The 24,143-nt window shown below is 64.7% G+C and carries 22 protein-coding genes; 10 read left to right on the forward strand and 12 right to left on the reverse strand.

The window, feature by feature from the left end; genetic code table 11:
• Positions 1–21 precede the first annotated feature (21 nt).
• Entirely contained in the window at positions 22–1,305 is a 1,284-nt protein-coding gene (gene murA / locus VR863_RS12120; RefSeq protein ID WP_324828728.1) for a UDP-N-acetylglucosamine 1-carboxyvinyltransferase, read from the reverse strand.
• A gap of 131 nt (positions 1,306–1,436) precedes the next feature.
• Here murA and galU point away from each other — a divergent pair, with 131 nt between their 5' ends.
• Positions 1,437–2,315 carry a UTP--glucose-1-phosphate uridylyltransferase GalU gene (gene galU / locus VR863_RS12125; protein WP_324828729.1) on the forward strand — a complete coding sequence of 293 codons (879 nt, stop codon included), beginning with the start codon at positions 1,437–1,439 and terminating at the stop codon, positions 2,313–2,315.
• A gap of 62 nt (positions 2,316–2,377) precedes the next feature.
• Here the strand turns inward: galU and VR863_RS12130 are convergent, their stop codons facing one another.
• From VR863_RS12130 to glnE, 8 genes are all read right to left on the reverse strand, one after another.
• Entirely contained in the window at positions 2,378–4,096 is a 1,719-nt protein-coding gene (locus VR863_RS12130; RefSeq protein ID WP_434785009.1) for a flotillin family protein, read from the reverse strand.
• A 30-nt stretch (positions 4,097–4,126) separates the two neighbouring features.
• Entirely contained in the window at positions 4,127–4,774 is a 648-nt protein-coding gene (locus VR863_RS12135; RefSeq protein WP_324828731.1) for a YqiJ family protein, read from the reverse strand.
• 195 nt (positions 4,775–4,969) lie between these two features.
• On the reverse strand, positions 4,970–6,271 hold the full coding sequence (locus VR863_RS12140) for a cytochrome P450 (RefSeq protein ID WP_324829273.1): 1,302 nt from the start codon (positions 6,269–6,271) through the stop codon (positions 4,970–4,972).
• The gene (locus tag VR863_RS12145) at positions 6,271–7,818 is read right to left on the reverse strand and encodes an acyl-CoA synthetase (protein WP_324828732.1); all 1,548 of its coding nucleotides are present in this window, start codon (positions 7,816–7,818) and stop codon (positions 6,271–6,273) included. The genes VR863_RS12140 and VR863_RS12145 overlap by 1 nt, the downstream gene beginning before the upstream one ends.
• Before the next feature lie 144 nt (positions 7,819–7,962).
• Positions 7,963–8,727 (reverse strand): M23 family metallopeptidase, encoded by a 765-nt coding sequence (locus VR863_RS12150; protein ID WP_324828733.1) that lies wholly within the window; start codon positions 8,725–8,727, stop codon positions 7,963–7,965.
• Between the two features lie 55 nt (positions 8,728–8,782).
• Positions 8,783–9,583: a ferritin-like domain-containing protein gene (locus VR863_RS12155; RefSeq protein ID WP_324828734.1), complete on the reverse strand. Its 801-nt coding sequence runs from the start codon at positions 9,581–9,583 to the stop codon at positions 8,783–8,785.
• A gap of 11 nt (positions 9,584–9,594) precedes the next feature.
• Positions 9,595–10,068: a peroxiredoxin gene (locus VR863_RS12160; RefSeq protein ID WP_324828735.1), complete on the reverse strand. Its 474-nt coding sequence runs from the start codon at positions 10,066–10,068 to the stop codon at positions 9,595–9,597.
• Positions 10,068–12,749: a bifunctional [glutamate--ammonia ligase]-adenylyl-L-tyrosine phosphorylase/[glutamate--ammonia-ligase] adenylyltransferase gene (gene glnE / locus VR863_RS12165; RefSeq protein WP_324828736.1), complete on the reverse strand. Its 2,682-nt coding sequence runs from the start codon at positions 12,747–12,749 to the stop codon at positions 10,068–10,070. Before glnE ends, VR863_RS12160 begins: the two co-directional genes overlap by 1 nt.
• Positions 12,750–12,856: 107 nt before the next feature.
• Between glnE and VR863_RS12170 the strand changes: the two genes are divergently transcribed.
• Genes VR863_RS12170 through VR863_RS12180 form a run of 3 tightly spaced genes read left to right on the forward strand, consistent with a single transcriptional unit; the run spans position 12,857 to position 15,732 of the window.
• The gene (locus VR863_RS12170; RefSeq protein ID WP_324828737.1) at positions 12,857–14,554 is read left to right on the forward strand and encodes a M28 family metallopeptidase; all 1,698 of its coding nucleotides are present in this window, start codon (positions 12,857–12,859) and stop codon (positions 14,552–14,554) included.
• A gap of 22 nt (positions 14,555–14,576) precedes the next feature.
• Positions 14,577–15,569 (forward strand): agmatine deiminase family protein, encoded by a 993-nt coding sequence (locus VR863_RS12175; RefSeq protein ID WP_324828738.1) that lies wholly within the window; start codon positions 14,577–14,579, stop codon positions 15,567–15,569.
• A gap of 34 nt (positions 15,570–15,603) precedes the next feature.
• Positions 15,604–15,732, forward strand: coding sequence for a hypothetical protein (locus VR863_RS12180; RefSeq protein WP_324828739.1), 129 nt, complete (start codon positions 15,604–15,606; stop codon positions 15,730–15,732).
• Positions 15,733–15,736: 4 nt separating this feature from the next.
• On the opposite strand, the gene VR863_RS12185 is transcribed toward VR863_RS12180, so the two are convergent.
• From VR863_RS12185 to VR863_RS12195, 3 genes are all read right to left on the reverse strand, one after another.
• Complete coding sequence (locus tag VR863_RS12185) at positions 15,737–16,480, reverse strand: sulfite exporter TauE/SafE family protein (protein WP_324828740.1); 744 nt, start codon at positions 16,478–16,480, stop codon at positions 15,737–15,739.
• Positions 16,481–16,497: 17 nt separating this feature from the next.
• On the reverse strand, positions 16,498–18,495 hold the full coding sequence (thrS, locus tag VR863_RS12190) for a threonine--tRNA ligase (RefSeq protein ID WP_324828741.1): 1,998 nt from the start codon (positions 18,493–18,495) through the stop codon (positions 16,498–16,500).
• Between the two features lie 229 nt (positions 18,496–18,724).
• Positions 18,725–20,386: an alkaline phosphatase D family protein gene (locus VR863_RS12195; protein WP_324828742.1), complete on the reverse strand. Its 1,662-nt coding sequence runs from the start codon at positions 20,384–20,386 to the stop codon at positions 18,725–18,727.
• A 161-nt stretch (positions 20,387–20,547) separates the two neighbouring features.
• On the opposite strand from VR863_RS12195, the gene VR863_RS12200 reads away from it, so the two are divergent.
• The 6 genes from VR863_RS12200 to VR863_RS12225 are packed head-to-tail and all read left to right on the forward strand — an operon-like array spanning position 20,548 to position 24,123.
• The gene (locus VR863_RS12200; protein WP_324828743.1) at positions 20,548–20,721 is read left to right on the forward strand and encodes a hypothetical protein; all 174 of its coding nucleotides are present in this window, start codon (positions 20,548–20,550) and stop codon (positions 20,719–20,721) included.
• Positions 20,718–21,329: a hypothetical protein gene (locus tag VR863_RS12205; RefSeq protein WP_324828744.1), complete on the forward strand. Its 612-nt coding sequence runs from the start codon at positions 20,718–20,720 to the stop codon at positions 21,327–21,329. Before VR863_RS12200 ends, VR863_RS12205 begins: the two co-directional genes overlap by 4 nt.
• Positions 21,326–21,520, forward strand: a complete 195-nt coding sequence (locus VR863_RS12210) for a helix-turn-helix transcriptional regulator (RefSeq protein WP_324828745.1) — start codon at positions 21,326–21,328, stop codon at positions 21,518–21,520. The genes VR863_RS12205 and VR863_RS12210 overlap by 4 nt, the downstream gene beginning before the upstream one ends.
• A 49-nt stretch (positions 21,521–21,569) precedes the next feature.
• Complete coding sequence (locus VR863_RS12215) at positions 21,570–22,313, forward strand: alpha/beta fold hydrolase (RefSeq protein WP_324828746.1); 744 nt, start codon at positions 21,570–21,572, stop codon at positions 22,311–22,313.
• The gene (locus tag VR863_RS12220; protein ID WP_324828747.1) at positions 22,310–23,149 is read left to right on the forward strand and encodes a tetratricopeptide repeat protein; all 840 of its coding nucleotides are present in this window, start codon (positions 22,310–22,312) and stop codon (positions 23,147–23,149) included. Before VR863_RS12215 ends, VR863_RS12220 begins: the two co-directional genes overlap by 4 nt.
• Positions 23,146–24,123, forward strand: a complete 978-nt coding sequence (locus VR863_RS12225; RefSeq protein ID WP_324828748.1) for an LLM class flavin-dependent oxidoreductase — start codon at positions 23,146–23,148, stop codon at positions 24,121–24,123. The genes VR863_RS12220 and VR863_RS12225 overlap by 4 nt, the downstream gene beginning before the upstream one ends.
• The last annotated feature ends 20 nt before the right edge of the window (positions 24,124–24,143 follow it).

Here is a 24,143-nt window from a genome sequence, read left to right on the forward strand (position 1 = left end):
AAAAAGCTCCGCCCTATGCCCTCAATCGTCGCCCACCCGTTCGATATCTGCGCCCACCAGTTGAAGCTTCTCTTCCAGCCGTTCGTAGCCGCGATCGAGATGGTAGAGGCGGCGCACGGTGGTCTCGCCCTTGGCGGCAAGACCGGCGATCACGAGGCTCATCGAAGCACGCAGGTCGGTTGCCATGACCTCCGCCCCTGTCAGCTCCACCGGGCCGCGAACGATGGCCGTCCGGCCCGCAGTTTCGATATCCGCGCCCATCCGCGTCAGTTCGGGCACATGCATGAAGCGGTTCTCGAAGATCGTTTCCTTCAGAACGCTGGTGCCTTCCGCCTTGCACAACAGGCTCATCAACTGGGCCTGCATGTCCGTGGCGAGGCCTGGGAACGGCGCGGTGGTCAGATTGTGCGCCTTGAGCGGGTGCTTCGCCGACACATCGATGCCGCCCTTGTCGCTTTCGATCTCGACCCCGATGTTCCGCAGCGCGTGTATCGTGGACCCCATGTCTTCGGCCCTGGCGCCTTCCAGGCGCACTTCGCCCCCGGTGATCGCCGCAGCGCAGGCATAGGAACCGGCTTCGATCCGGTCGGGCATGACGCGGTAGGTCGCGCCGTGCAGCCGCTTCACACCATGGATGGTGAGTTCGGACTGACCGATCCCCTCGATCTCCGCCCCCATCGCGACGAGCAGATTGCACAGATCGACAATTTCCGGTTCGCGAGCCGCGTTGATCAGCTTGCTGGTGCCGGTGCACAGCACCGCCGCCATCAGCGCATTTTCCGTCGCGCCGACCGAAACCACCGGAAAATCGAATTCCCCGCCAAGCAAGCCGCCATCGGGCGCAGATGCCTTCACGTAACCTTGCGCCAGTTCGATATGCGCGCCGAACGCCTCCAGCGCCTTGAGATGCAGGTCGATCGGGCGATTGCCGATGGCGCAACCACCCGGCAACGAAACGGTCGCTTCGCCCGTCCGCGCCAGCAGCGGGCCGAGAACGAGGATCGATGCGCGCATCTTGCGCACCAGGTCGTACGGCGCCACCGAACTGGTAATCCGCATCGCTTCGAGCGTGACATTGCGGCCGAAATCCTCGGGCCGTGTACCGGGGATGGTATGGCTGACCCCGAACTGCGTCATCAGGTGCTGGAACCCGTCGATGTCCGCCAGGCGCGGAAGATTGCGCAGCGTTACCGCTTCTTCCGTCAGCAAGGCGCAGGGGATCAGCGTGAGCGCCGCGTTCTTTGCACCGGAAATGGGAATCGTGCCCGACAGGCGGTTACCGCCGCGAATGAGAAGCTTGTCCATGGGGCAAACTCCATAAACGCGCCTGCGCTTGTGGCAAGCGTCACGCTGACGATGCCCGCGCAACCTTAAGTCGTCCGGCACTATCCTATGTTCATTGACCCTGCTTGTGACCGGTCTTACCTCTCACCGCCATGACCACTCACAAGCCGATAAAAAAAGCCGTCTTTCCCGTTGCCGGGCTGGGCACGCGGTTCCTCCCCGCGACCAAGGCGATCCCAAAGGAATTGCTGCCGATCGTCGATCGCCCCTTGATCCAGTACGCCGTGGACGAAGCGCGCGAAGCCGGGATCGAACAGATCATCTTCGTCACGGGCCGGGGCAAGACCGCCATCGTTGAGCATTTCGACGTTGCCTATGAACTGGAAGCCACGATGGCCGAGCGCGGGAAGGACATGAGCGTCCTCGACGCGACGCGGGCAACGCCGGGCGATATCATCACCGTGCGCCAGCAGGTCCCCCTGGGTCTGGGCCACGCGATCTGGTGCGCGCGGGCGATCGTGGGCAACGATCCCTTCGCCATCCTGCTGCCCGATGAACTGATGGTCGGCGAACCGGGCTGCATGAAGCAAATGGTGGAAGCCTATAACGAAGTCGGCGGGAATCTTATCTCGGTGCTCGAAGTGCCCGAGGACGAGGTGTCGAGCTACGGCGTCATCGCACCTGGCGCGCAAATCTCCGATACGTTGACCGAAGTTACCGGCCTCGTTGAAAAACCCCCGCGGGCGGAAGCGCCTTCGAACAAGATCATCTCGGGCCGCTACATCCTGCAGCCGGAGGTCATGCGTACCCTGGAAACGCAGGGCAAGGGCGCCGGCGGCGAAATCCAGCTGACCGATGCGATGGCGCGCATGATCGGCAACCAGCCGTTTCACGCGGTGACCTTTGCCGGCCGCCGCTTCGATTGCGGCAGCAAGACCGGTTTCGTGGAAGCGACGCTGGCGTTGGCGCTGGAACGCGAAGACATGGGCGCCGAAGTTCGCGCGATGGCGCAGCGCCTGCTGAACGGCTGAGCCGGAGCGCAAAAAAGGGGGCACCGAAGCGCCCCCTTTTCTCTTTGCCTGTTCGATAAACCTCAGGCGTCCGGCGTGCTGCCCTTGTCCTTCGGCTTGGCCGCAGCCGTGGCTTCGGCTTCCTCGACCTGATCGGCAACATCGGCCAGCACTTCGGCGAGCCGGGGCGCGCTTTCGGCCTTGGCCGGGCCCTTCACCAGCCCATCGAGCGAGCTGCCGTCGAGGCCCAGTTCCTTCATCAGCCCGTCAAGCACGGGGGCCTGCGCGCGGTAAGCCAGGGCGGCGCTGACCGCATCGGTCGCCAGATTGCCGCTGCCACCGACACTGGCGCCGCCGCCCGATGATTTGCCGCCATTAGTAAGCCCGTCGACCTGGACGATCTTGATCGACTCGATCGCTTCCATCGGCTTCGCGCTTTCGCGCACCAGTTCGGGCAGAACCTTGAGCAGGGCCATCTTGGTCTGCAGGCTGATCTGGTCGGACGACAGGATGTTGGCCGCCTCGTTGATCGCCCGCTGGCCCGCGGCCTCGACTTCGAAGCGCACGCGCGCCGCTTCGGCCCGCAGCTTCTCGGCCTCGGCCTCGCCCTGCGCTTCGAGCCTTGCGGCTTCGGCGCGGTTGGACGCGGCGTCCTTTTCCGCTTCGGCATCGACGCGGATCTTGATCGCATCGCGTTCGGCCTGTTTCGATGCCTCGATCAGCTCGATCTTCTTCTGCCTTTCGGCGATCTCGCTTTCGCGGCTGGTCGAAACCTGTTCCTCGGCAGCAACCGCCTTGGCGCGCGCTGCATCGGCTTCGGCCTTGGCCTGGCTTTCTTCGCGGCTCTTGTTCTGGACCGCGATCTGCTGTTCCTGCCGGGCTATTTCGAGCGCCCGCTGCTGGTCGATGCGCGCCTCCTCGACAAGCCGATCGGCTTCGATCTGCTGCGAATCGACCTGCTTCTTGGCTTCGATCCGCGCAGCATCGGCTTCACGGGTGCGTTCGGCCTGTTCGCGGGCGATTTCGGCCGACTGGGCGGCGCGGCGGACCTCGACTTCGCGTTCCTGTTCGAGCCTGGCGTATTCTTGGTCACGGCCGATCTCGAACGAACGCTGGTTGGCCTCGAGATTCTTCGTTTCCATCTGAACGCGCGTATCCTGCTCGATGTCGTTGCGCAGTTTCTTGCGCGCTTCGATCTGCTCGGTCAGCTTGGTCAGGCCTTCGGCGTCGAAGGCGTTGTTGGCGTTGAAATGCTCGATGCTGGTCTGGTCGAGACCGGTCAGGGAAACCGATTCCAGTTCCAGCCCGTTCATCGCCAGATCGTTGGACGACACCTGCTGCACCTTCTGGACGAAATCGGCGCGCTGTTCGTGCAATTCGTTCATCGTCATGCCCGCCGCAACGGAGCGCAGCGCATCGACGAACTTGCCCTCGACCAGATCCTTCAGCATTTCGGGCTGCATGGTGCGCTGGCCCAGCGTCTGCGCGGCCATGGCGATGGCTTCGCCGTCCGGCTTCACGCGGACGTAGAATTCGGCCTTCACATCGATCCGCAAGCGGTCGAGCGTGATCAGCGCCTCGCTATCGCGGCGAACCACCGACAGCACCAGCGTGTTCATGTTCACCGGCATGGTTTCGTGGAACACCGGCAGCACCAGGGCGCCACCGTTGATGACGACCTTCTCGCCGCCCACACCTGTGCGCACGAAGGACGTTTCCTTCGACGCGCGCCGGTACAGCCGGGTGAGCGCCACGAGGATGATGAGAACGAATAGCGTGACCGCCCCTACGGGTATGGCCATGTCGATCAGGTTTTCCATTGCTTCTCCTTCTTAGTTCGGTGTCGGCGACAGGCGGCGTTCGGCCAGCGCGGTCGCGTAGAATGTGTTTCCCTCGCGGCGGACGAGGAGAACCTCGTCACCGGCGTGGAGTTCGGACGATGTCTCGTGCGGTTCGACCATGACGTAGTGCGCCTGTCCGTGGACATCGCGCACCCGCGCACGCGCGGGAGAGCCTGTTCGGGCGATCCCGTCGGTAATCACGGCGCGGCGCCCCACCAGGGCGGCAAGGCTCACCGCGGTCGTTTCGTCCTGCGGCAATATCGCGCCCAGCGGTCTGGCCAGCACGCCGGTGGCGGGGATTGCGCCCGCCGCGGCAAGCACGGCGGCCAGCCAGCGATCGAGCGGTGCGCCGGTAAAGCTGTCGGCAAGCTGCTGGATGCCGACGCCGATCCCGGCGAACAGCATCAGGAACAACGCCGCCCAGATCGTCAGGGGCACCCGCCCCAGGCCGATCAGGCTGGACAGGCCATCCATCAGGCCGGGCGTGATCGCAGCGTTTGCGTCGGCCCCGCCATCGAGGTCCAGGTCCGCATCGGCGCCGAACATGTCGCCAAGTCCAATTAACTGGACGAGCGCAAGTATCGCCATCAGCACAAGCGCCGCCGCAAACGGCATGTTGTGCGGTTCAAGTAATGTCATCCCCCCTCCCTCCTTCCTTTTTTAAAGGCGAGAGACGGCGTTTCCCCGAACGAGTTCGAGAAACGAACATCTACCGACTTTTTCCATGCCAATTATCTATCGGAATTGGGGTTCAGACGGTAGGAATATGCGATGAAACGAGTTCGATTGTGCCCGCAAACGCGGGTTTGACTTGGGCTGGAAGGGTTCGCGACTTCAGGAAGTCGTGAAGCGCAGCGGTAGCGTCTTGAGACCGCCCACGAAGGTCGATTTCGACCGGGCCGGTTCACCCGCCAGTTCGATGCTGTCGATCCGGTCGAGCAGCGTTTCGAACAGGATACGCATTTCGAGCCGGGCCAGATGCAGGCCGAGACACTGGTGCGCGCCGGCGCCGAATGCGAGATGGCGGTTCGGGCTGCGTGCGGCATCGAAGCGGCGCGGGTCGTCGAACACCGCCGGATCGTGATTGGCCGCAACGTAGTTCATCATCAGCCAGTCGCCGGCCGCGATCTTCTGGCCGCCGACGTCGGTATCGTGCGCCGCGGTCCGCATGAAATGCTGCACCGGTGTGGTCCAGCGGATCGCTTCTTCCACGATCCCGCCCAGCAGCGACCTGTCCGCCTTTACCTTCGCCCATTGATCGGGGTCCTTGGCCAGCGCGAGCATGGCACCCGCCGTGCTGGCCGATGTGGTATCGTGGCCCGCAGCCGCGACGATGATGTAATAGCCCATCATGTCACGATCGTTGAGCGGTTCACCGTCGATCATGGCGTTGGCGATGGTGCTTGCAACATCGCCCGTGGGATTGGCGCGCTTTTCCGCCGTGAGCTTCGCGAAATACGCTTCGAAATCGCGCACCGCACCGGCAACGATCTGCGTGATCACATCGGGCGGAAGGTCCTTCATGCCGGATTGGTTCAGGTCTTCGTCGGAACCGCCGAACATCTGCTGGGTCAGCGTCAGCATACGCTGCTCGTCTTCTTCGGGCACGCCCAGGATCTGCATGACCACGTGCAGCGGGTAAGGCGCGCTGACCAGCTTGCAGAAATCCATTTCGGGCCCGGCGTCGATCATGCGCTGCACGTTGGCCTGCGCAATGCCGCGGATCTCGTCCTCGATGCCGCGCAGGTTCTTGGGCATGAACCAGTCCTGCGTCAGCTTGCGATACTTCATGTGGATCGGCGCATCGAAGGTCACCAGGCTGGCGACCATATGTTCGCTGCCGCCGGAAAACTGCTTGGCGAATTCGATGCCTTCGGTGAGGCTGAAGACCACCGTATGCGGGTTGTTGAGGAAGGTTGCGTTGTCCTTCGATATCCGCATCACGTCGTCATACCGGGTGACCAGCCAGAACGGTGGGTGGATGGCATCAGCGTCCGCTTCCACCCAGGCGACCGGTGCTTCCTCGCGAAGCCGGTCGAACGTGTCGAGCAGCCCGTCCCATTCGGCATAGCTTTGCGGATCGATCACTGCGCGCGCGGTTGCAGGGTCGAGTTTGGGGCGATCTTGCGTTGCCATCATGCCTGCTCCGTCTCGGCTTCGGCCTTCGCCTTGTACTCGTCCCGCAGTTCGCGTTTGTAGAGCTTGCCGTTGGCTTCGCGCGGCAGAGTGGCGCGGAAATCGAACAGCTTGGGCATCTTGATCTTCGACAGGCTGGGGGCAAGAAAATCGCGCAACTCTGCCTCCAGCGCCTCGCCGGCCTGCGCCATGTCGATCGGCTGGACCACGGCCACGACCTTTTCACCGAAATCGGGGCAGGGCGCGCCAATCACAGCGGCATCCATCACCTTTTCGTGGGTCACCAGCAGGTTCTCGATCTCCTGCGGGTAGATGTTGACCCCGCCCGAAATGATCATGTGGCTCTTGCGGTCGGTCAGATAGAGATAGCCGTCCTTGTCGACATGGCCGATGTCACCCAGCGTCATCCAGCCCTTGGGGTGCATCGCCTCGGCGGTCTTTTCCGGATCGTTGTGATAGGTCGGCACCGTGTCGTTCTCGAAGAACAGCAGCCCGTCCGTGCCGGCCGGTACTTCGTTGCCGTCGGGATCGCAGACGTGCAGCGTGCCATGGATCGCCTTGCCCACGCTGCCGGGGTGGGCAAGCCAGTCTTCGGCCTTGATCAGCGTCATGCCGATGCCTTCCGATCCAGCGTAATATTCGTTGATGATCGGCCCCCACCATTCGATCATTTCGCGCTTGATCGGCACTGGACACGGCGCGGCGGCGTGGAGCGCGCGCTGGTGGCTGGACAGATCGTAACGCGTGCGAACCTCGGGATCGAGTTTCAGCATGCGGACGAAATGGGTCGGGACCCACTGGCTGTCAGTAATCCTGTATTTCTCGATCGTCGCCAGCGCGTCTTCGGGATCGAATTTTTCCATCACCACAACGGTTCCGCCCACACGGTGCGCTGTCGTGCACCAGCCCAGCGGCGCTGCGTGATAAAGCGGCGCGGGCGACAGATAGATCATCGATCCATCCGCGGGCCAGCCGGCCCCCATCACCGCAAGACCGACCAGCGGCGTGACCACCTGGATATCGTCTTCGGTCGGCGGGGCGGGACGAACGCCCTTGGGGCGGCCGGTCGTACCGCTGGAATAGAGCATGTACTGGCCCGGTTGCTGATCGGGAATTGCGTCGGGCGATTGCGCCGCCAGCGCGCCTTCCAGGCTTTCATCGCCCTCGCCGCCGACCACCAGCATCGGGATGTCCGGGCATTCGGCGCGAAGGGCAGGCAATATGCTGTCGAAATAGGTGGAGGTCAGCAGCAACTTGGTGTCGCTGTCCTGCAGGATATAGGTGATTTCGGGGACGGTAAGCCGGGTAGAGATCGGCACCATCATGATGCCGCAGCGCTGCGCGCCCCAGACAAGCTGCAGGTAGTGGACGTTGTTTTCCATCAGGATCGCAACATGGTCGCCCTTGCCCAACCCGCGCGAACGCATGAGGCGGGCAAAGCGGTTGGCGTATTCGTCCATCTGGCCAAACGTGACGGTCTCGCCACTGCCTGCCATGATCAGGGCGGGATGGTCGGGGCGCGATTGGGCGTGGGCTATCGGATGCATTTTGGTCTCTCTCCTCCGGCGGTCTCTGGGCGGACTCGCTCGGTTGCGAGAAGAAACCTACCTAACGTGCCGGAGTGGGCAAGAAAAAAGGGGCGGCGGGTTTCCCCGCCGCCCCTTTTTTGCGTTGCCGAAGGGCCCGCGACCTTAATCGTCGCCGTCACCCTGGCCGCCGGTGCCCATGGCGAGCGCGTAAGCACGCTGGGCGTCGGATTCGACCATGTAGGGGATGGGGTTAACCGCCTCACCGGCGATTCGGACTTCGTAATGCAGGTGGGGGCCGGTCGAACGGCCGGTCGAACCGACGTAACCGATGATTTCACCCTTCTTCACCCGCGAACCGCTTTCGACAGCTATGCGCGACATGTGTGCGAAACGGGTCTGCAGCTGCGCGCCATGTTCGATCGAAACGAAATTGCCGTAGCTGCTGAACGGGCCGGCCTTGCTGACGAAGCCATCGGCGGTCGCATAGATCGGCGTACCGGTGGGGGCGGAAAGATCGACGCCCTTGTGATTGCGGCGTCCGCCCAGAACCGGGTGGGTACGCATACCGTAGTCGCTGCTGAGACGCGCATCGTCGAGGGGCATGCGCGAAGGAACCGAAACGGTCGAGCGGGACGAAACCGGCTGGTCGAGCTCTTCCCACTTGGCAAACAATTGTTCGAACTGGGCGTCATCGCCGTCCGGGGTGGCGCCGGCTACCTTGCTCATGTCGATTGCACCGATCGCGGCGGCGGCATTGGTGTCGCCGGCCTGAGCCGGAGCGGCAGCCATCGTCATGCCGGCAGCCATAATTGCGAGTGCAAGCGTGTTGCGCTTCGAAGTCATTGCAAACCCATCCATCTGGCGCTTTTCGCGCCTTTCGATCCCAGACGAAGAGGAGCGCCCCATGCTCCAGATCGTCTTTTTCATTTTCGCCGGAACCCCCCGGCATCTCGTGAGTTTGGGTTATCGGCGGAAAAGTTAATCACGCAATAGCGGCGTAGTAGTCTCGCGGTAGGCCGCCTGCGAAACGCGCCGAGTCGTTGAATGGTGGTTTCAACGCTCCCCAGAAATACATTTCGACAAGATTTTGCCATGTTTCCCGTGGGTTCCAGCCGGAGTCCGCGCAGATCCGGTGAAAATGCTTTGAACCGAAGGCGACGTGACGAATCTCGTCGTCAAGGATTCGTTCCAGAATTTTCGCCCCGTTTTCATCACCTTGCGCCCGCACCCGGTCCAGCGTGGCCGGCGTGACGTCCAGGCCGCGCGCTTCCAGAACCATGGGAACGATCGCAAGACGCGCCGTGACGTCATGCGCGGTGTCCGCCGCGCTGCTCCACAGCCCATCGTGCACAGGCAACGTTCCGTAGGGTGCCCCCAGCGAATCGAGCTTTCGGGCCAGCAGCGCGAAGTGCATCGCTTCATCGGCGGCGACCGAAAGGAAGTCGGAAACAAAGTCTTCGCCCATCGATTCCCCGAACCGCCCCGCCATGTCGAGCGCCAGGTCGATCGCGACGAACTCGATGTGCGCCAGCGCGTGCCACAAGGCGACACGGTTGCCCTGCGTGCCCATCTTGCCGCGCTTCGGCATCTTGCCGGGCAAGCGCAGTTCCAGCCCGTCGGGCCAGTTCGGCCGGTCGGGCATGGGCACATCGAACGCGAATGCCAGCCGGCCCAGCCGCCAGTCACGCGCCACAGCGCGGGCAGCAAAGACCTTTGCGTTTGTCTCGCCTGTCGACAGCGCATCGCGAATGGCCGCCGCAACGCTGCGCCGCACTGGCGTCATGTCCGGCATGGTCAGGTGCGCGCGGCTTCCAGCACTTCGGCGGCGTGCCCCTTCACCTTAACCTTGGGCCAGATGCGCGCGATGGTGCCGTCCTCGTCCAGCAGATAGGTGGATCGAACCATGCCCATGTAGGTGCGCCCGTACATCTGCTTTTCGGTCCAGATACCCAGCGCATCGGAGAGGCCGCCCTCTTCCGCATCGGTGGCAAGGCCCACGGTGAGGCCGTGTTTGGCGATGAAGTTCTGGTGTTTCTTGGCCGAATCCTTGCTGACGCCAATCAGCCTGACCCCCACCTTTTCGAATTCGTCCTTCAGCGCGGAAAAATCCTTCGCCTCGGTGGTGCAGCCGGGTGTGTTGTCCTTGGGATAGAAGAACAGCACGGCCTTGTGCCCCTTGAGGTCCGCAAGGCGCAAAACGCCGCCATCGGGCGTTTCCATTGCGAAATCGGGCATGGCGTCGCCCACGTCGGGCCAGGATTTGGTCATCATGCAATCTCCAGTTTCTCGCCGAAAATGTCCTGCCACGCCGCCGCGACGTCACCGCGCGCAGCGGACAATCGGCGCACCAGCGTGTCGTAATCCTCGCACCCGCTTTGCCGCGCCAGGATGGCCGCCGCGCTATCGGATGGCCGCGCCAGTTCGGGTGCGAGCAGCCGCGTACCTACCAGTACCCGCGTCATCAAGTCGTACGCAACGCCGATCGTGTCGGGCAGATAACCGGCACCAGCCAGCTCGCGGATCGCGTCAGCCAGGTCTGGCGTCAGCGCGCGGCGATGACGAAGTTGCAGGAAGTGGACGAGGAATTCCACGTCCACCAACCCGCCCCGCAGCAGCTTGGCGTCGAGCGGGCCCTTGGGCAGTTTGTGTTGCGCCATCTCGGTGCGCATGGCCAGAATATCGGTTGCCAGAGCCGCGGGATCGCGTTCCTTTTGCAGGATTGACGTCACGACCGCGCCGACTTGCTCGCGCGCCGCATCGCCGCCGACAAGCACCCGCGCCCGTTCCAGCGCCATGTGCTCCCAGGTCCAGGCGTCCTCGCGCTGGTAACGGGCAAAGCTGTCCACGCTGACCGCCAGTGGCCCCTGATTGCCCTGCGGGCGCAGGCGTGTGTCCACCTCGTAGAGCGCGCCATGCGCGGTCGGCACGCTCAGCGCGGCGCTGACCCGCTGGGCCAGCCGATTGAAATAGAGCGTAGCGCCGAGCGGTCGTTCGCCATCGGATTCGCCTTCGTGCGTTCCAGTGAACAGATAGATTATGTCGAGATCGGACGCATGGGTCAGCAGGCCGCCGCCCAGGCGCCCCAGACCCAGCACAACCAGTTCGCTCCCTTCGATGCGGCCATGTTTCGCCGCGAATTCCTCTTCCGCCGCCTCCAGCGCGACCTGCAGCGCGGCCTGCGCGGTGCGCGACAGGGCCGCGGCAATGGCCAGCGGGTCATGGGCCGCTTCGATCAACTGCACGCCCAGCGCAAAGCGCATCTCTCCGGTGACGATGCGGATCCGGTCCAGCCGGTCCTCGTAATCGTCCCCCCGTTCACGCCGCATCATCTGGCCCGCAATGTCCGCCACACTGCCAGGCAGGTCGAAGGCGCTGCGATCTATCAGCGCATCGAGCAGGTCGGGCCTTCGCGACAGATCGTCGGCCAGTGGCGGGGCCAGCGTCAGGCAATCGGCGATCAGATCGAACAGGCCGGGCCGGGCTTCCAGAAGACGGAACAGGTTGATCGCGCTGGGTAGCCGCCCGAGCATGGTTTCCCAGCGCGCCAGAACGCGGTCGGGCTCTCCCGATGCGGCGATGGACGCCAGCAACGCGGGGCGGATCGTATCGAACGCCGCGATGGCAGCCGTGCTGCGCAATGCCGGGATGGCCCCGTCGGTCCAGCCCGCTACGCGATCGATCAGTTCGGGCGATGGTTCGGGCCCGTCTGGAGGCGTGGCGACCACGTGCGGCGCGCTCGCCGGGACCGACACACGGTCTTCGTCGAGCAGCGCATCGAACCGTTCCGCCACCGGGGCGGACAGCGCGCGCACATGCTCCAGCAGCTCACCGCCATCGTTCAGACCGTGCAACCGCGCGACATTATCCAGCGCATCGCCCGCGGGCAGCGAATGGGTTTGGTTGTCGTGAACCATCTGCAAACGGTGCTCTATCGTTCGCAACCCATCGTAGCTGCGGCCCAGCACGTCCGCATCCTCGGCCGATATCCGCCCCGTAGCCGCCAGCGCGTCGAGCGCGGCGCGGGTGCCGCGCAGCCGCAGAGACGGATCGCGTCCGCCATGGATGAGCTGATGCGTCTGGGCGAAGAATTCGATTTCGCGGATGCCGCCCCGGCTCAGCTTGAGATTGTACCCCGGTGCAGGCTCGCGCGGGCCGCTCTGCTTGTCGCGAATGCGGCGCGTGAGGCGGCGGATTTCGTCGATCGCCCCGAAATCGAGACTGCGCCGCCAGACGAAGGGCCGGATGTGGTCGAGGAATGCCTCGCCCGCGCCGATGTCTCCCGCACAGGCACGCGCCCGGATGAAGGCGGCGCGTTCCCAGGCAAGCGCCGAACTTTCGTAATGCGCGGTCGCCGCATCGAGCGAGATTGCCAGCGGGCTGACTTCCGATGCGGGGCGCAGGCGCAGATCGACCCGGAAAACGTACCCTTCGCTGGTGCCTTCGGAAAGCGATCGGACGATTTCGCGCGCATACCGCTGCGCCGCTTCGCCCGGCTCATCCCGCTCGTGCCGGGGAAGGGACGCCGGATCGTAAAGCAGGATCGGATCGATGTCGGACGAATAGTTGAGTTCGCCGGCGCCGTGCTTGCCCAGCGCAAGCCCTATCATGCCGGCAGGCTCCGCCCCTTCGACACGGCGCGCGATGGCCGCGCCGATCGCGGCATGCAGCGCACGGTCGGCAAAAGACGACAGTTCGCGCATCACCTTGCCAAGGTCGAACGCACCGGCAAGATCGCCCACCGCCAGGACGAGCGCGAGGCCAAGCCGTTCGCGCCGCAGTGCTACCGCCACGTCGGGCTGGCCGGCCTCGGCCTTGGCCGCATCCAGCGCAGCCTGGCCGTCGCCGGCGGCGAGCATTTGCGCCAGCGCGGGCCGCCGTTCCAGCGCCCGGGCGAGGAAGGGGGCGTGGTCGCGGGCGCGATCCAGCGCAGAAGTCCAGTCGGTGACCATCGTCTCCACCCCTGCCGTTGCCCGGCCCCGCGTGCAAGCTTGCCCTTGCACCGCGAGCCTGACAAAAGCCCGCGCAACATCGCATACCACGAGAGAGGACGCCCACCATGAAACGCCTCGGCCTTGCCGCCACCGCAGCCCTGCTGCTTTCCGCCTGCTCGATGGAGGCCGCGCCCGACGCAGGCTCCGCGCTCGATATTCCCACGGTTGCCGATGGTACGCTGTCGGAAGAAACGATGAAGCGGGTTACCGAAAAGCTCTCTTCGGACGAATTCGAAGGCCGTTCGCCGGGCACCGCCGGCGAAGAGAAGACCGTCGCCTACCTGATCGAGGAATTCCAGAAGGCGGGGCTTGAGCCGGGCAACAACGGAAGCTGGGTGCAGAAGGTGCCGCTGGTGGAAATCACCGCCAAGGACTTTGCGCCGCTGACCATTTCGGGCGGCGACAGCGGCCCTGTCGACCTCGAGTTTGCCAAGGACTGGGTCGGCGTGACCTACCGCGAGGACGTGGCCACCAAGCTCGACGAGAGCGAACTGGTGTTCGTGGGTTACGGCATCAACGCCCCCGAAAAGGGCTGGAACGATTACGAAGGCCTCGACATGGCGGGCAAGACGGCCGTGATCCTGGTCAACGATCCCGACTTCGGGGCCGAAACGCTGGAAGGCCCCTTTGGCGGCAAGGCGATGACCTATTATGGCCGCTGGACCTACAAGTACGAGGAAGCCGGGCGCCAGGGCGCAGCCGGGGCGATCATCATCCACGATACCGAACCGGCCGCCTACGGCTGGAATGTCGTGGAATCGAGCTGGTCGGGTCCACAGGCCTACGCCCAGCGCGGCGAAAACGCAGCGCCGATGACCGAAATGAACGGTTGGGTGCAGAAAGCGGTCGCCGAACGCCTGTTCACCGCCGCCGGCAAGGATCTTGGCGAACTGTCCAAGGCCGCCAAGGCCAAGGGCTTCAAGGCCGTACCGCTGGGCCTCAACGCATCCACCAGCTTCCGCAGCGACATCCGCACGTTCGAATCGCAGAACGTGATCGGTATGCTTCCGGGCACCGAGCGCGCCGAGGAATACGTCCTCCACACCGCGCATTGGGACCATCTGGGCCGCTGCACTCCCGCACCCGATGGCGACGATATCTGCAACGGCGCGGTCGACAACGCGACCGGAACCGCGGCGCTGGTCGCGCTGGCCGAAGCGCACGGCAAGGCGGGGCCCGCCAAGCGCAGCCTCGTCTTCCTGGCCGTGACGGCTGAGGAATCGGGCCTGCTGGGTGCCGATTATTATGCCGCAAACCCTGTCTTCCCGCTCAACAAGACCGTTGGCGGCATCAACATGGACGCGTTCATGATCGCCGGCCCGAGCAAGGACGTGACGGTCGTTGGGCCGGGCAAGTCGCAGCTCGATGCCTTCCTCGAAAAGGCGCTGGAAACCGATGGCCGCGTCGCCACACCGAATTCCAAGCCGGAAGCGGGCTATTATTACCGTTCGGACCACTTCGCCTTCGCCAAGCGCGGCGTGCCCATGCTCTATGTCGACGGCGGCGAAGACCTGGTCGAAGGCGGGACCGAAGCGGGTGCCAAGGTTGCGGCGGATTACACCGAAAACCGCTATCACGGCCCCAAGGACGAATACGACCCCAACTGGAACTGGTCGGGCGTGATGGCCGACCTGAAGCTGTTCTATCGCATCGGCCGTATGCTGGGCGACAGCACGAGCTTCCCCAACTGGAACGAAGGCGACGAGTTCAAGGCCACCCGCGATCAGGATTGCGCCGCCCAGGGCGCATCCTGCGGCGCCTGAGCCTGCGACGAAAGGCCGATCCATGGCGTTCACCATGCCGCCCGAATGGGCGCCGCAGGACTGGCTGTGGGTCGGCTTCCCGCACGATGCGGACGAATGGCCCGAAGTGCTGCCGCGTGCACAGGAACAGATCGCGGCCTTCGCCAGCGCGATTGCCGAAAGCGGTCAGGAAGTGCGCCTCCTTGTCCGTGACGGGCTGAACGAAGCGCGGGCAAGATCGCTGGTAACCGGCGGGGTAAAGCTGGAGCGGCGCGCCTTTGGCGACGTGTGGCTGCGCGATACCGGCCCGCTGGTCCTGGCCGACGAGGCTGGAAACCGCGCCGCGCGGCGGTTCGGCTTCAATGGCTGGGGCGGCAAATATCTGATGGAGGGCGACCAGACCATCGGCGCCCGGCTGGCAGAGGACGCTGGCCTGCCGCTGTCGATCTGCGACTGGATACTCGAAGGCGGCGCGATCGATGGCGACGGTACCGGACTGGTGGCGACCACCGAACAATGCCTGCTGAACCCCAACCGCAATCCGGACCTGACGCGCGAGGAGATCGAGCAGCGCCTCCACCGCGATCTCGGTTTTTCGCGCGTGCTGTGGCTGGGTGACGGGCTGATAAACGATCACACCGACGGGCATGTCGACAATCTCGCGCGTTTCGTGGCGCCCAACACGCTGTGCTTGCCGCGGGCCACGGGGCCGGACGATCCCAACGCCTCCATCTATGCCGACGCCAAGCTGCGCGCGCAGGACGCAGGCGTCGAGGTTCGGGAAATTCCGTCCCCCGGCCTCGTCACCAGCGGCGACCGGATCGAACCCGCAAGCTACGCCAACTTCGCCATCACCAGCCATCTTGTCGTGGTGCCAACCTTTGACAGCCCGCACGATGCGGACGGGGTGGCCGCGATTGCCGAACTTTTCCCCGACCGCGCCACGATCGGCCTGCCGGGGGATGCGGTGCTGGCAGGCGGCGGCGGGTTCCACTGCGCAAGCCAGCAGATGCCCGCTTCACCGCCCGCATCTTAACGCTTCGTTAGGGTTTCGGGCAGACAATGCGGACATGGCCAAAGCTATCGCTCTTGCTCGTTCGCATGTCGCACCTCTTCCGGTGGTCGAAGTTGCGCGCGCGCTGATCGTGGGCGGATTTGGTCTCGCGCTGGTCCTCGCCGGACCGGCCCTGCCTTTCTAGGCCGCTAGACCAGTCGCACCAGCGCGGCCCCCGCAGCACCCGCCAGGATCAGGCCGACAAGCGCACGCCACACGGCATCGCCGATGTGCCCCGATGCCTTCTGTCCAAGCCAGTTGCCGACCAAGATCGCCGGAAACAGCAATGTCGCCAGCGCCAGCAACCTCCATTCCAGCAGACCCATCACGCCCCCTGACACCAGTCCGGCGATGCAGGCAGCGGTGAACACCATCAGCATCGAGGCCTTGGCGGTTTCGCGCGCAATTGCCCGCCCGACATAAAACGGCACGACCGGTGGCCCCGGCATTCCGGCAAAGCCCGTCATCAACCCGCTGACAATTCCAACGCTGCCGGTGGCGACATGACCCGGCATTTCGGCTGCACGGCGGGGCAGCAGGATGGCGAAGAAGGCGGACAGCGCGATCATGGCGATCAGAAACCGCGCCATGTCCGGCGATGTAGCCGCAAGCGCGAACAGCCCCAGCGGGGTTGTCACGAACACGAAGGCGGAAATTGTCAGCGCGCTCTTTTCCGCGTGCCGCCTGTACCGGCGGATCTCGGTCAGACCGATGAACAGGCCGAGAAAGTTCCCTAGCAACACCGCCTCGAGCGGCGGCAGCGCCAGCGCCAGTATCGGCACCAGCAATATTGCCATGCCGAAACCGGTCAGCCCGCGAACGAAGGCGGACACCAGCGCGGCGGCCAGGGCTGCCGCCAGCTGGACCGCGCTGTAATTGGCCAGCAGCTCCATCGCCGCGGTTCAGCAATCTATCGCAGGTCGGGCGGCGTCGCCTCGGCCCTGAGCATGGCAATCGCTTCGTCGAGGGTCATCATCTTCTGATGCTGTTCCCCCAACGTGCGGACCGCGACGGTGCCTTCCTCCGCCTCGCGCTTGCCGACCACGAGAAGGTGCGGAACCTTGGCGTGGCTGTGTTCACGCACCTTGTAGTTGATCTTCTCGTTACGAAGGTCGCTTTCCACGCGAATTCCGGCCGCGGCCAGCTTCGCCGTCACGTCCTTGGCGTATTCGTCGGAATCCGAAACGATCGTCGCCACCACGGCCTGAACCGGCGCAAGCCACACGGGCAGGCGCCCGGCGAAATGTTCGATCAGGATGCCGATGAAGCGTTCGTAGCTGCCGAAGATCGCGCGGTGCAGCATGACGGGACGGTGCTTGTCGCCATCTTCGCCGACGAAGGTCGCATCGAGCCGTTCGGGCAGCACGCGGTCGCCCTGGATCGTTCCGACCTGCCACGTCCGCCCGATGGCATCGGTGAGATGCCATTCCAGCTTGGGGGCATAGAACGCGCCCTCACCGGGCAATTCTTCCCAGCCGTATTCCTCGTTCGCCATGCCCGCCTCGGCCACGGCATCGCGCAATTCCTGTTCGGCCTTGTCCCAGTCCGCCTCGCTGCCGAACCGCTGGTCGGGGCGAAGGGCCAGCTTGACTTCGTAGGTGAAGCCGAAGTCCTGGTAGACCTCGTCCGCCAGCTTGCAGAAGGCGCGCACTTCTTCGACCACTTGGGCTTCGGTGCAGAAGATATGCGCGTCGTCCTGCGTGAACTGGCGCACGCGCATCAGCCCGTGCAGCGCGCCGTGCGGTTCGTTGCGGTGGCAGCAACCCATTTCGCCCAGGCGGATCGGAAGGTCGCGATAGGACGTGATGCCCTGTTTGAAGACAAGCACGTGTGCCGGGCAGTTCATCGGCTTCAGCGCCATCCATGCCGCGTCGCCGGAAATGACCGGACCGTCGTCTTCGACATTCGGCACTTCGTCGGGAATGACGAACATGTTCTCGCGATACTTGCCCCAGTGGCCCGATTGCTCCCACTGGCGGGCATCCATCACCTGCGGCGTCTTGATTTCCTGATAGCCGGCACCGTCCATCTTGCGGCGCATGTACGCTTCCAGCTCGCGCCAGATCTTGTACCCGTTGGGGTGCCAGAAAACCGAACCGTGGGCTTCTTCCTGAAGGTGGAACAGGTCCATTTCGCGGCCCAGCTTGCGGTGGTCGCGCTTGGCGGCCTCTTCCAGCCGCATCAGGTGGGCGTTGAGCTGCTTCTTGTTGAGCCACCCAGTGCCGTAGATGCGCGTGAGCTGGGCGTTCTTCTGGTCGCCGCGCCAATAGGCGCCGGCAACGCGCATCAGCTTGAACGCCTGGGGATCGAGCTTGCCCGTGCTGGCAAGGTGCGGTCCGCGGCACATGTCGAGCCAGTCTTCGCCGCTGCGATAAACCGTCAGCTCTTCGCCTTCGGGCAGTTCGCGCGCCCATTCGGCCTTGAAGCTTTCGCCGTCGGCTTCCCACTTCTCGATCAGCTGCTGGCGGCTCCACACTTCACGCGTGAGCGGCTTGTCCGCCTGGATGATCTCACGCATCTTTTCTTCGATGGCGGGCAAATCGTCCATGCTGAAGGGATCGCGCGTGGCCGGCGCCTTCACGTCGTAATAGAACCCGTCGTCCGTCGCCGGTCCGAAGGTGATCTGCGTGCCGGGCCACAACGCCTGCACGGCTTCGGCCAGCACATGGGCAAAATCGTGCCGCGCCAGTTCCAGCGCATCGTCCTCGTCGCGGCTGGTGACCAGCGCCAGTTCGGCATCGCCTTCGAAGGGGCGATTGATGTCGCGCAGTTCGCCATCGACGCGTGCAGCGATCGCCGCCTTGGCGAGGCCGGGTCCGATTGCGGCGGCAACGTCGGCAGGGGTCGACCCGCGTTCCATTTCGCGTACCGATCCATCGGGCAGGCTGATCTTCAGAAGTTCCGTCATCGTGTCATCCGTTTCGCTTGGCGCGCCCATGGCACAGCCACGCGCGCGCTTGAAGCGGCGTTTGCGAGAATTTCCGGTTTCGGGGGTAAACGCCAACCGCCCGAAACCGGGCGGCGGGGCTGCGGATCAGGCCGCGAGCACCCACCCCCGGAAATCCGGGGTGGTGGTAGTCGTGGTCGAGATGCGCAGATGCATCATGCATGCCGGATAGCCGGTGCAGGCCGAATTCTCAACCGATATCGAGTTTCCGGCTGCCCGCGAGCGTGGTGATCCGCTTGGTCGCAACCACGCCGGCGCCCTTCTCGCGCACGCTCGACAGGAAACGGTATTCGCTGGTGGCGCGTGCCGGCGTCAGTTCGACCGCCATGTAACCGCGCCGCGATCCGTCCATCCATTTGAGTTCGGGGTTGTGCCCGACGGTGCCCGCTTCGACCTGCGCGGGCGGGATATGTGAGACATAGGCTTCGAAACCGGGCGACGTCACCGAATGGCCCCCGAATTCGACCCCCACAGCCGCGCCGTCGTGTTCGAGATCGAAAGCCCAGGCGTTGTGGGTGTCACCGGCAAGGCTGACGAGATTGGCATCGGCAGCCAGCGCCGCCTCGAACAGGCGCGCGCGCGCGGCGGGATACCCGTCCCACGCATCCATGTTGAGCGGCAGCCCCGCGCCCGATGCCATGGCCCCTGCCAGGATGCGCTGGCGGATGTAACCCGGAAGATCTGCGGGCAAGCCTTCGACCAGTTGCGGGGCGGTGGAGACCTTCCCGAGCAGGACCTGCTGGACCAGCACCTGCCACGCCTTGCCCCCTGCCCTCGACCGTTTGAGCCCGTCAGCCAGCCAGCTTTCCTGCGCCGCGCCAAGCATGGCGCGCGAGGGATCGCGATAGGCCCCGTCGCGGAACGCAACCAGCGCCGCGATCGCATCGTCGCGCGAAGTCTTTCCCGCCATGATCTTGCCGATCGAAAACTGTTCCGCCCGTGCGGTGAGGCGCGTTTCGAGCCGGAACAATGTGGCCAGATCGCCGATCTCGTAGGCGGCCCACGGTTCGTCCGAAACCGGCATCCATTCGCGGTAGGCGCGGGCCGCCGCCGCCTTGCGCGCGCTCCATGTGCCTTCGGTATCCGGTTGGTGGTTTTCGGCACCGCCCTGCCACGAATCATTGGCGGATTCGTGGTCGTCCCAACCCGAAATCATCGGATAAAGCTGGTGCAGGCGACGCAGATCGGGATCGCTGCGGTATCCGGCATAGCGCGCCCTGTAATCGGCCAGCGCGACAATTTCGTGGCCGGGATCGAGCGTGCGGCCCGAAACCGCTTCCCCTGCCGAAGGATAGGTGCCGGGGCCATATTCGTAGAAATAATCCCCGAGGTGCATCGCGCAATCGAACTCGTTCGCCTGCGCGGCATGGGCATAGGCGTTGAACCAGCCGAACCCGATGTTGGAGCACGAGAAGACCGCCATGCGGAATTTCTGCGTGGGGCCCTGCGGCAAGGTCCTGGTTCGGCCGATATCGGATGCGGACCCGTCCGGTGCGACAAAACGATAATAGTACCAAGTGCCCGGCGCGAGCCCGCTTGCCTGCGCCTTGCAGCACCAGTCGTGCTCGGCGCTGGCGGTCACGCTTCCGCCCGCCGAAGGGGCGCGGAAATCCATCGTCTCGCTCACTTCGAACGTCAATGCGGTGTCATGGCCTGCACGAAAGCGGGTCCACAACAGCACCGTGTTGGCCGCAGGTTCGCCGCTGGCAACGCCGTGGGTGAAGCCGTTCGCGTTCGCAAAGGCCGGGGTCGGCGCGGCGGCAAGCCCGATGCCGAGCGCCCCCGAACGCAGCAAGGTGCGCCGGTCAAGCGCGGGCAGGCGGGGGGAAGCAGGCGGTTCGGTTGCGATCACGGGGTGTCTCCTCACTCGCAGCCATGCCTGCGCCGGATGACCCTGCAGTGACAAGTCAAAATCGGCGAAGGGAAAGCGCCCGTTCCATTATGGAAAGCAAACTTGACTAAATGAACGAATCGTGACAAACACACTTTACACATTGAAAAGGAGCATTGACCATGTCCACAGTTCAGAAATCCCTCCTCTGGGCCGCCGCAATTCTCGGGGCGACATTCGTTTCGGTTTCGAACGGCATGAGCGATGGTGCCGTGCTCGGCGTGATCGCGGGCCTTTCGGGTGCCGCCGTCAGTTCGATATACCGCGGCAAACGCAGCTGTGGGGCGTGCCTGTGACCGACCAGGCTCAAAAGCCGACAGGCCGCATCGTGCCGTGGTTCCTGGCCTATCTCGCCGTGACGGCCGGCATGGCCGTGCTGATCAACACATTCGACATCCAGGATCGCCTGCTGGCGACAGGCCTTCTCGTCGCGCCGCTTGTCCTGTTGGTCCCGATGTTCCGCAACTCGCTGGCCAGAGCGGCACGGCGCGGCGGTTCCGGCGCCGCGCAACGCAAGTATCTCATCCGGATGGCGGTCCTCAGCCTGTTCTACCTCGTCTCGCTCTTTGCTGCGGAAAGCATCATTGCCGACGGCGATCGACTGACCCCTGTCACCCTGATCCTTGCGCTCGTCCCCGGGCTGGCGGTGGCCGGCTATTTCTGGGCGATGGGGCGGTATCTCATCGACCTGGAAGATGAATTTCTGAAGATGCTGATGGTTCGCCAGTCTCTGATCGGCACCGCGATCACCCTGTCGGCCGCATCGGTCTGGGGCTTCCTCGAAAACTTCGGACTCGTGGTCCACGTCGATGCGTACTGGTGGCCGATCGGGTTCTTCTTCGGCATCGGGGTCGGCGCGCTGGCCAACTATTTTCAGTACGGCACCACGGGGGATTGCGCGTGAAGAACCGGCTCAAGGTGCTCCGCGCCGAGCGCGACTGGAGCCAGCAGGAGCTTGCCGAACGGCTCGACGTCAGTCGGCAAAGCGTCAACGCGATTGAGACTGGCCGCTACGACCCATCTCTGCCACTGGCATTCCGCATCGCCGATGTGTTCGGCCTCGCCATAGAGGAAATCTTCCTGCGGGAGGGGTGACGCCCTCTCCCCTTGCATTCGCCCACGCAAGGCTCGACAGCGTGACGCCATGAGCGAAACGCATTTCCACCCGATGCCCGACGGGCGCCGCATCGCCTATCGCCACACGTCCGGTTCCGGCCCGACAATCGTTTTCCTGCCGGGATACATGTCCGACATGGCGGGCGGGAAGGCGACCGCGCTGTTCGACTGGGCCCGCCACACCGGCCGGTCCTGCCTCCTGCTCGACTATTCGGGCTGCGGGGAGAGCGATGGCGATTTTGCCGACGGGACGCTTTCGCGCTGGCGGGACGAGGTGCTGGCGCTGGTCGACGCCAAGGTGAACGGTCCCGTGATTGTGGCGGGATCGTCGATGGGGGGCTGGCTGATGCTCCTCGTGGGTCTTGCGCTGGGGGACCGGTTGGCCGGTATGGTCGGGATCGCTTCCGCGCCCGATTTCACCGACTGGGGCCGGAGCGAGAGCGACAAGGCGCGGCTGCAAGCAGGCGAAACCGTGTTCGATCCCAACCCCTATGGCCCCCACCCTACACCGATGCATCCGGCGTTCTTCGCTGACGGGCAGGCGGTACGGCAACTTGGCGGCACGATACCGATCGATGCGCCTGTGCGCCTTCTCCACGGCCAACGCGATGCGGATGTACCGTGGCAGATCAGCCTGCGGCTGGCCGAAGCCCTGCGTTCGGATGCCATACAGGTGACGCTGGTAAAGGACGGCGACCACCGGCTGTCGCGCGATCAGGATGTCGCCCTGCTCCTGCGGACAGTCGAACAGCTTGTGGAGACCGTAACGTGATCGCAACCACCCTCGCCCTGCTGATCATGCAGGTCGGACCCAATCCCGCCACCGGTGCCGTGCCCGGCGTTCCCGATGAACTCCGCAACCGCCCGGCGCGTGAGACGGGCGTGATCGAGGATCGGAGCGCCGCCCCCGGCCCGAGCCAGCTTCCGCGCTGCCTGTCGCTGGCGGCGAACGAGCCGGAAGAGGCGCTCGATTTCGCCAACGCGTGGCGCACCATGGTCGAAAGCGACCTTGAAATGGCGCAATCCGCCCATTGCCTGGGGCTGGCCCTGGTCAGCCTGGAACGCTTCGACGAAGCGCGCGAAATCTTCGAAGTCGCCAGCGCGGAAGCGCCCGAGGGGCTGCCCGCCTATCGAGCCCGCCTGGCCGCCATGGCCGGAAACGCGGCCCTGGCGTCGGGCAAGCCGGCAACCGCCGATCCCCTGTTCGCTCATGCGGTCGCTCTCGCCCAGCCCGCCGCCGATGCGGCGCTGACCGCCAGCCTTCACATCGATCACGCCCGCGCGCTGGTTGCGCTGGACCGGAACGACGATGCAGCCGGCGCCCTTGGTTCTGCGCGCGAAGCGGATCCGCGCAACGCCCGCGCGTGGCTGCTTTCGGCCACCTTGTCCCGCAGGCTCGAACGGCTTGGCGAAGCGCAGCAGCAGATCGAGCAAGCCGCCCAGCTGGACCCGCGCGATCCGGCAACGGGACTTGAAGCCGGGATCATTGCCGCGCTCGCCGGGCGCGAAGCCGACGCGCGTCGCAGCTTTGAATCGGTCCTTGATGTTGCGCCCCAAAGCGCCGAGGCCGAACGCGCACGCGGCTATCTGGAGCAATTGGGACAATGACCGCTTTTTCCGTTCTCGATCTGGTTCCGGTCCGCGAAGGCGGCAGTCTGGGCGAAGCGTTTTCGGCAGCCACCGCGCTGGCAAAGGCCGCCGAAGATGCCGGCTGCAAACGCTTCTGGGTGGCCGAACACCACGCGATGGAAGGGATCGCCGGCGGGGCGACATCGGTCGTCCTGGCGCATATCGGCAACGCCACCTCCACGATCCGCATCGGTTCGGGCGGCATCATGTTGCCCAACCACACGCCGTTCCAGATTGCGGAACAGTTCGGCACGCTCGACGCGCTGTTTCCGGACCGGGTCGATCTGGGCCTTGGCCGCGCACCCGGCGCAGGGCCGGAATTGCAGCGCGCGCTGCGCAAGGACCTGCACCGCGCCGCCGAGATGTTCCCGCAGGATGTCGTCGAACTTCAGGCGTTCATGCGCGGCGAAACCGCGATCCATCCCACGCCCGGCCTTGGCGCGAAGCCTGAATTCTGGATGCTGGGGTCCAGCCTGTTCGGCGCGCAGCTCGCCGCCAGGCTCGGCCTGCCCTATGCCTTTGCCAGCCATTTCGCGCCCGACCACCTCGATGCCGCGCTTCAGATTTACCGCCGCGATTTCCAGCCGTCCGAAGCATGCGAAAAGCCCCATGTGATGGCGGCGATGAACCTGTTCGTGGCCCCGACCGAGGTTGAGGCCGAACTGGTCGCCAGTTCGCAATTGCAGGCGTTCGTCGCCTTGCGGACCGGGCGCCCGGGCAAGCTTCCCCCGCCAATCCGCGATTACCGCGCCAGCCTGCCCGCCAACGTGCAGGCGATGCTGGCCCATATCGGCCAGGCCAGCGCGATCGGCACGCCCGCCATGGCCCGCGCGCACGTCGAAGCGTTCATCGCGCGGACCGATGCGGACGAGATTATTTTCGGCGGCAGCGCGTTCGAGCCCGAAGCGCGTATCCGGTCGCTCGAACTTGCGATGGACGCGTTGGCAGGCTGAGATGCCGTAGCGTCGAGCCG

This window comes from Qipengyuania zhejiangensis (genome assembly GCF_035607565.1).
In the GTDB taxonomy this organism is placed as follows: Bacteria; Pseudomonadota; Alphaproteobacteria; order Sphingomonadales; family Sphingomonadaceae; genus Qipengyuania; species Qipengyuania zhejiangensis.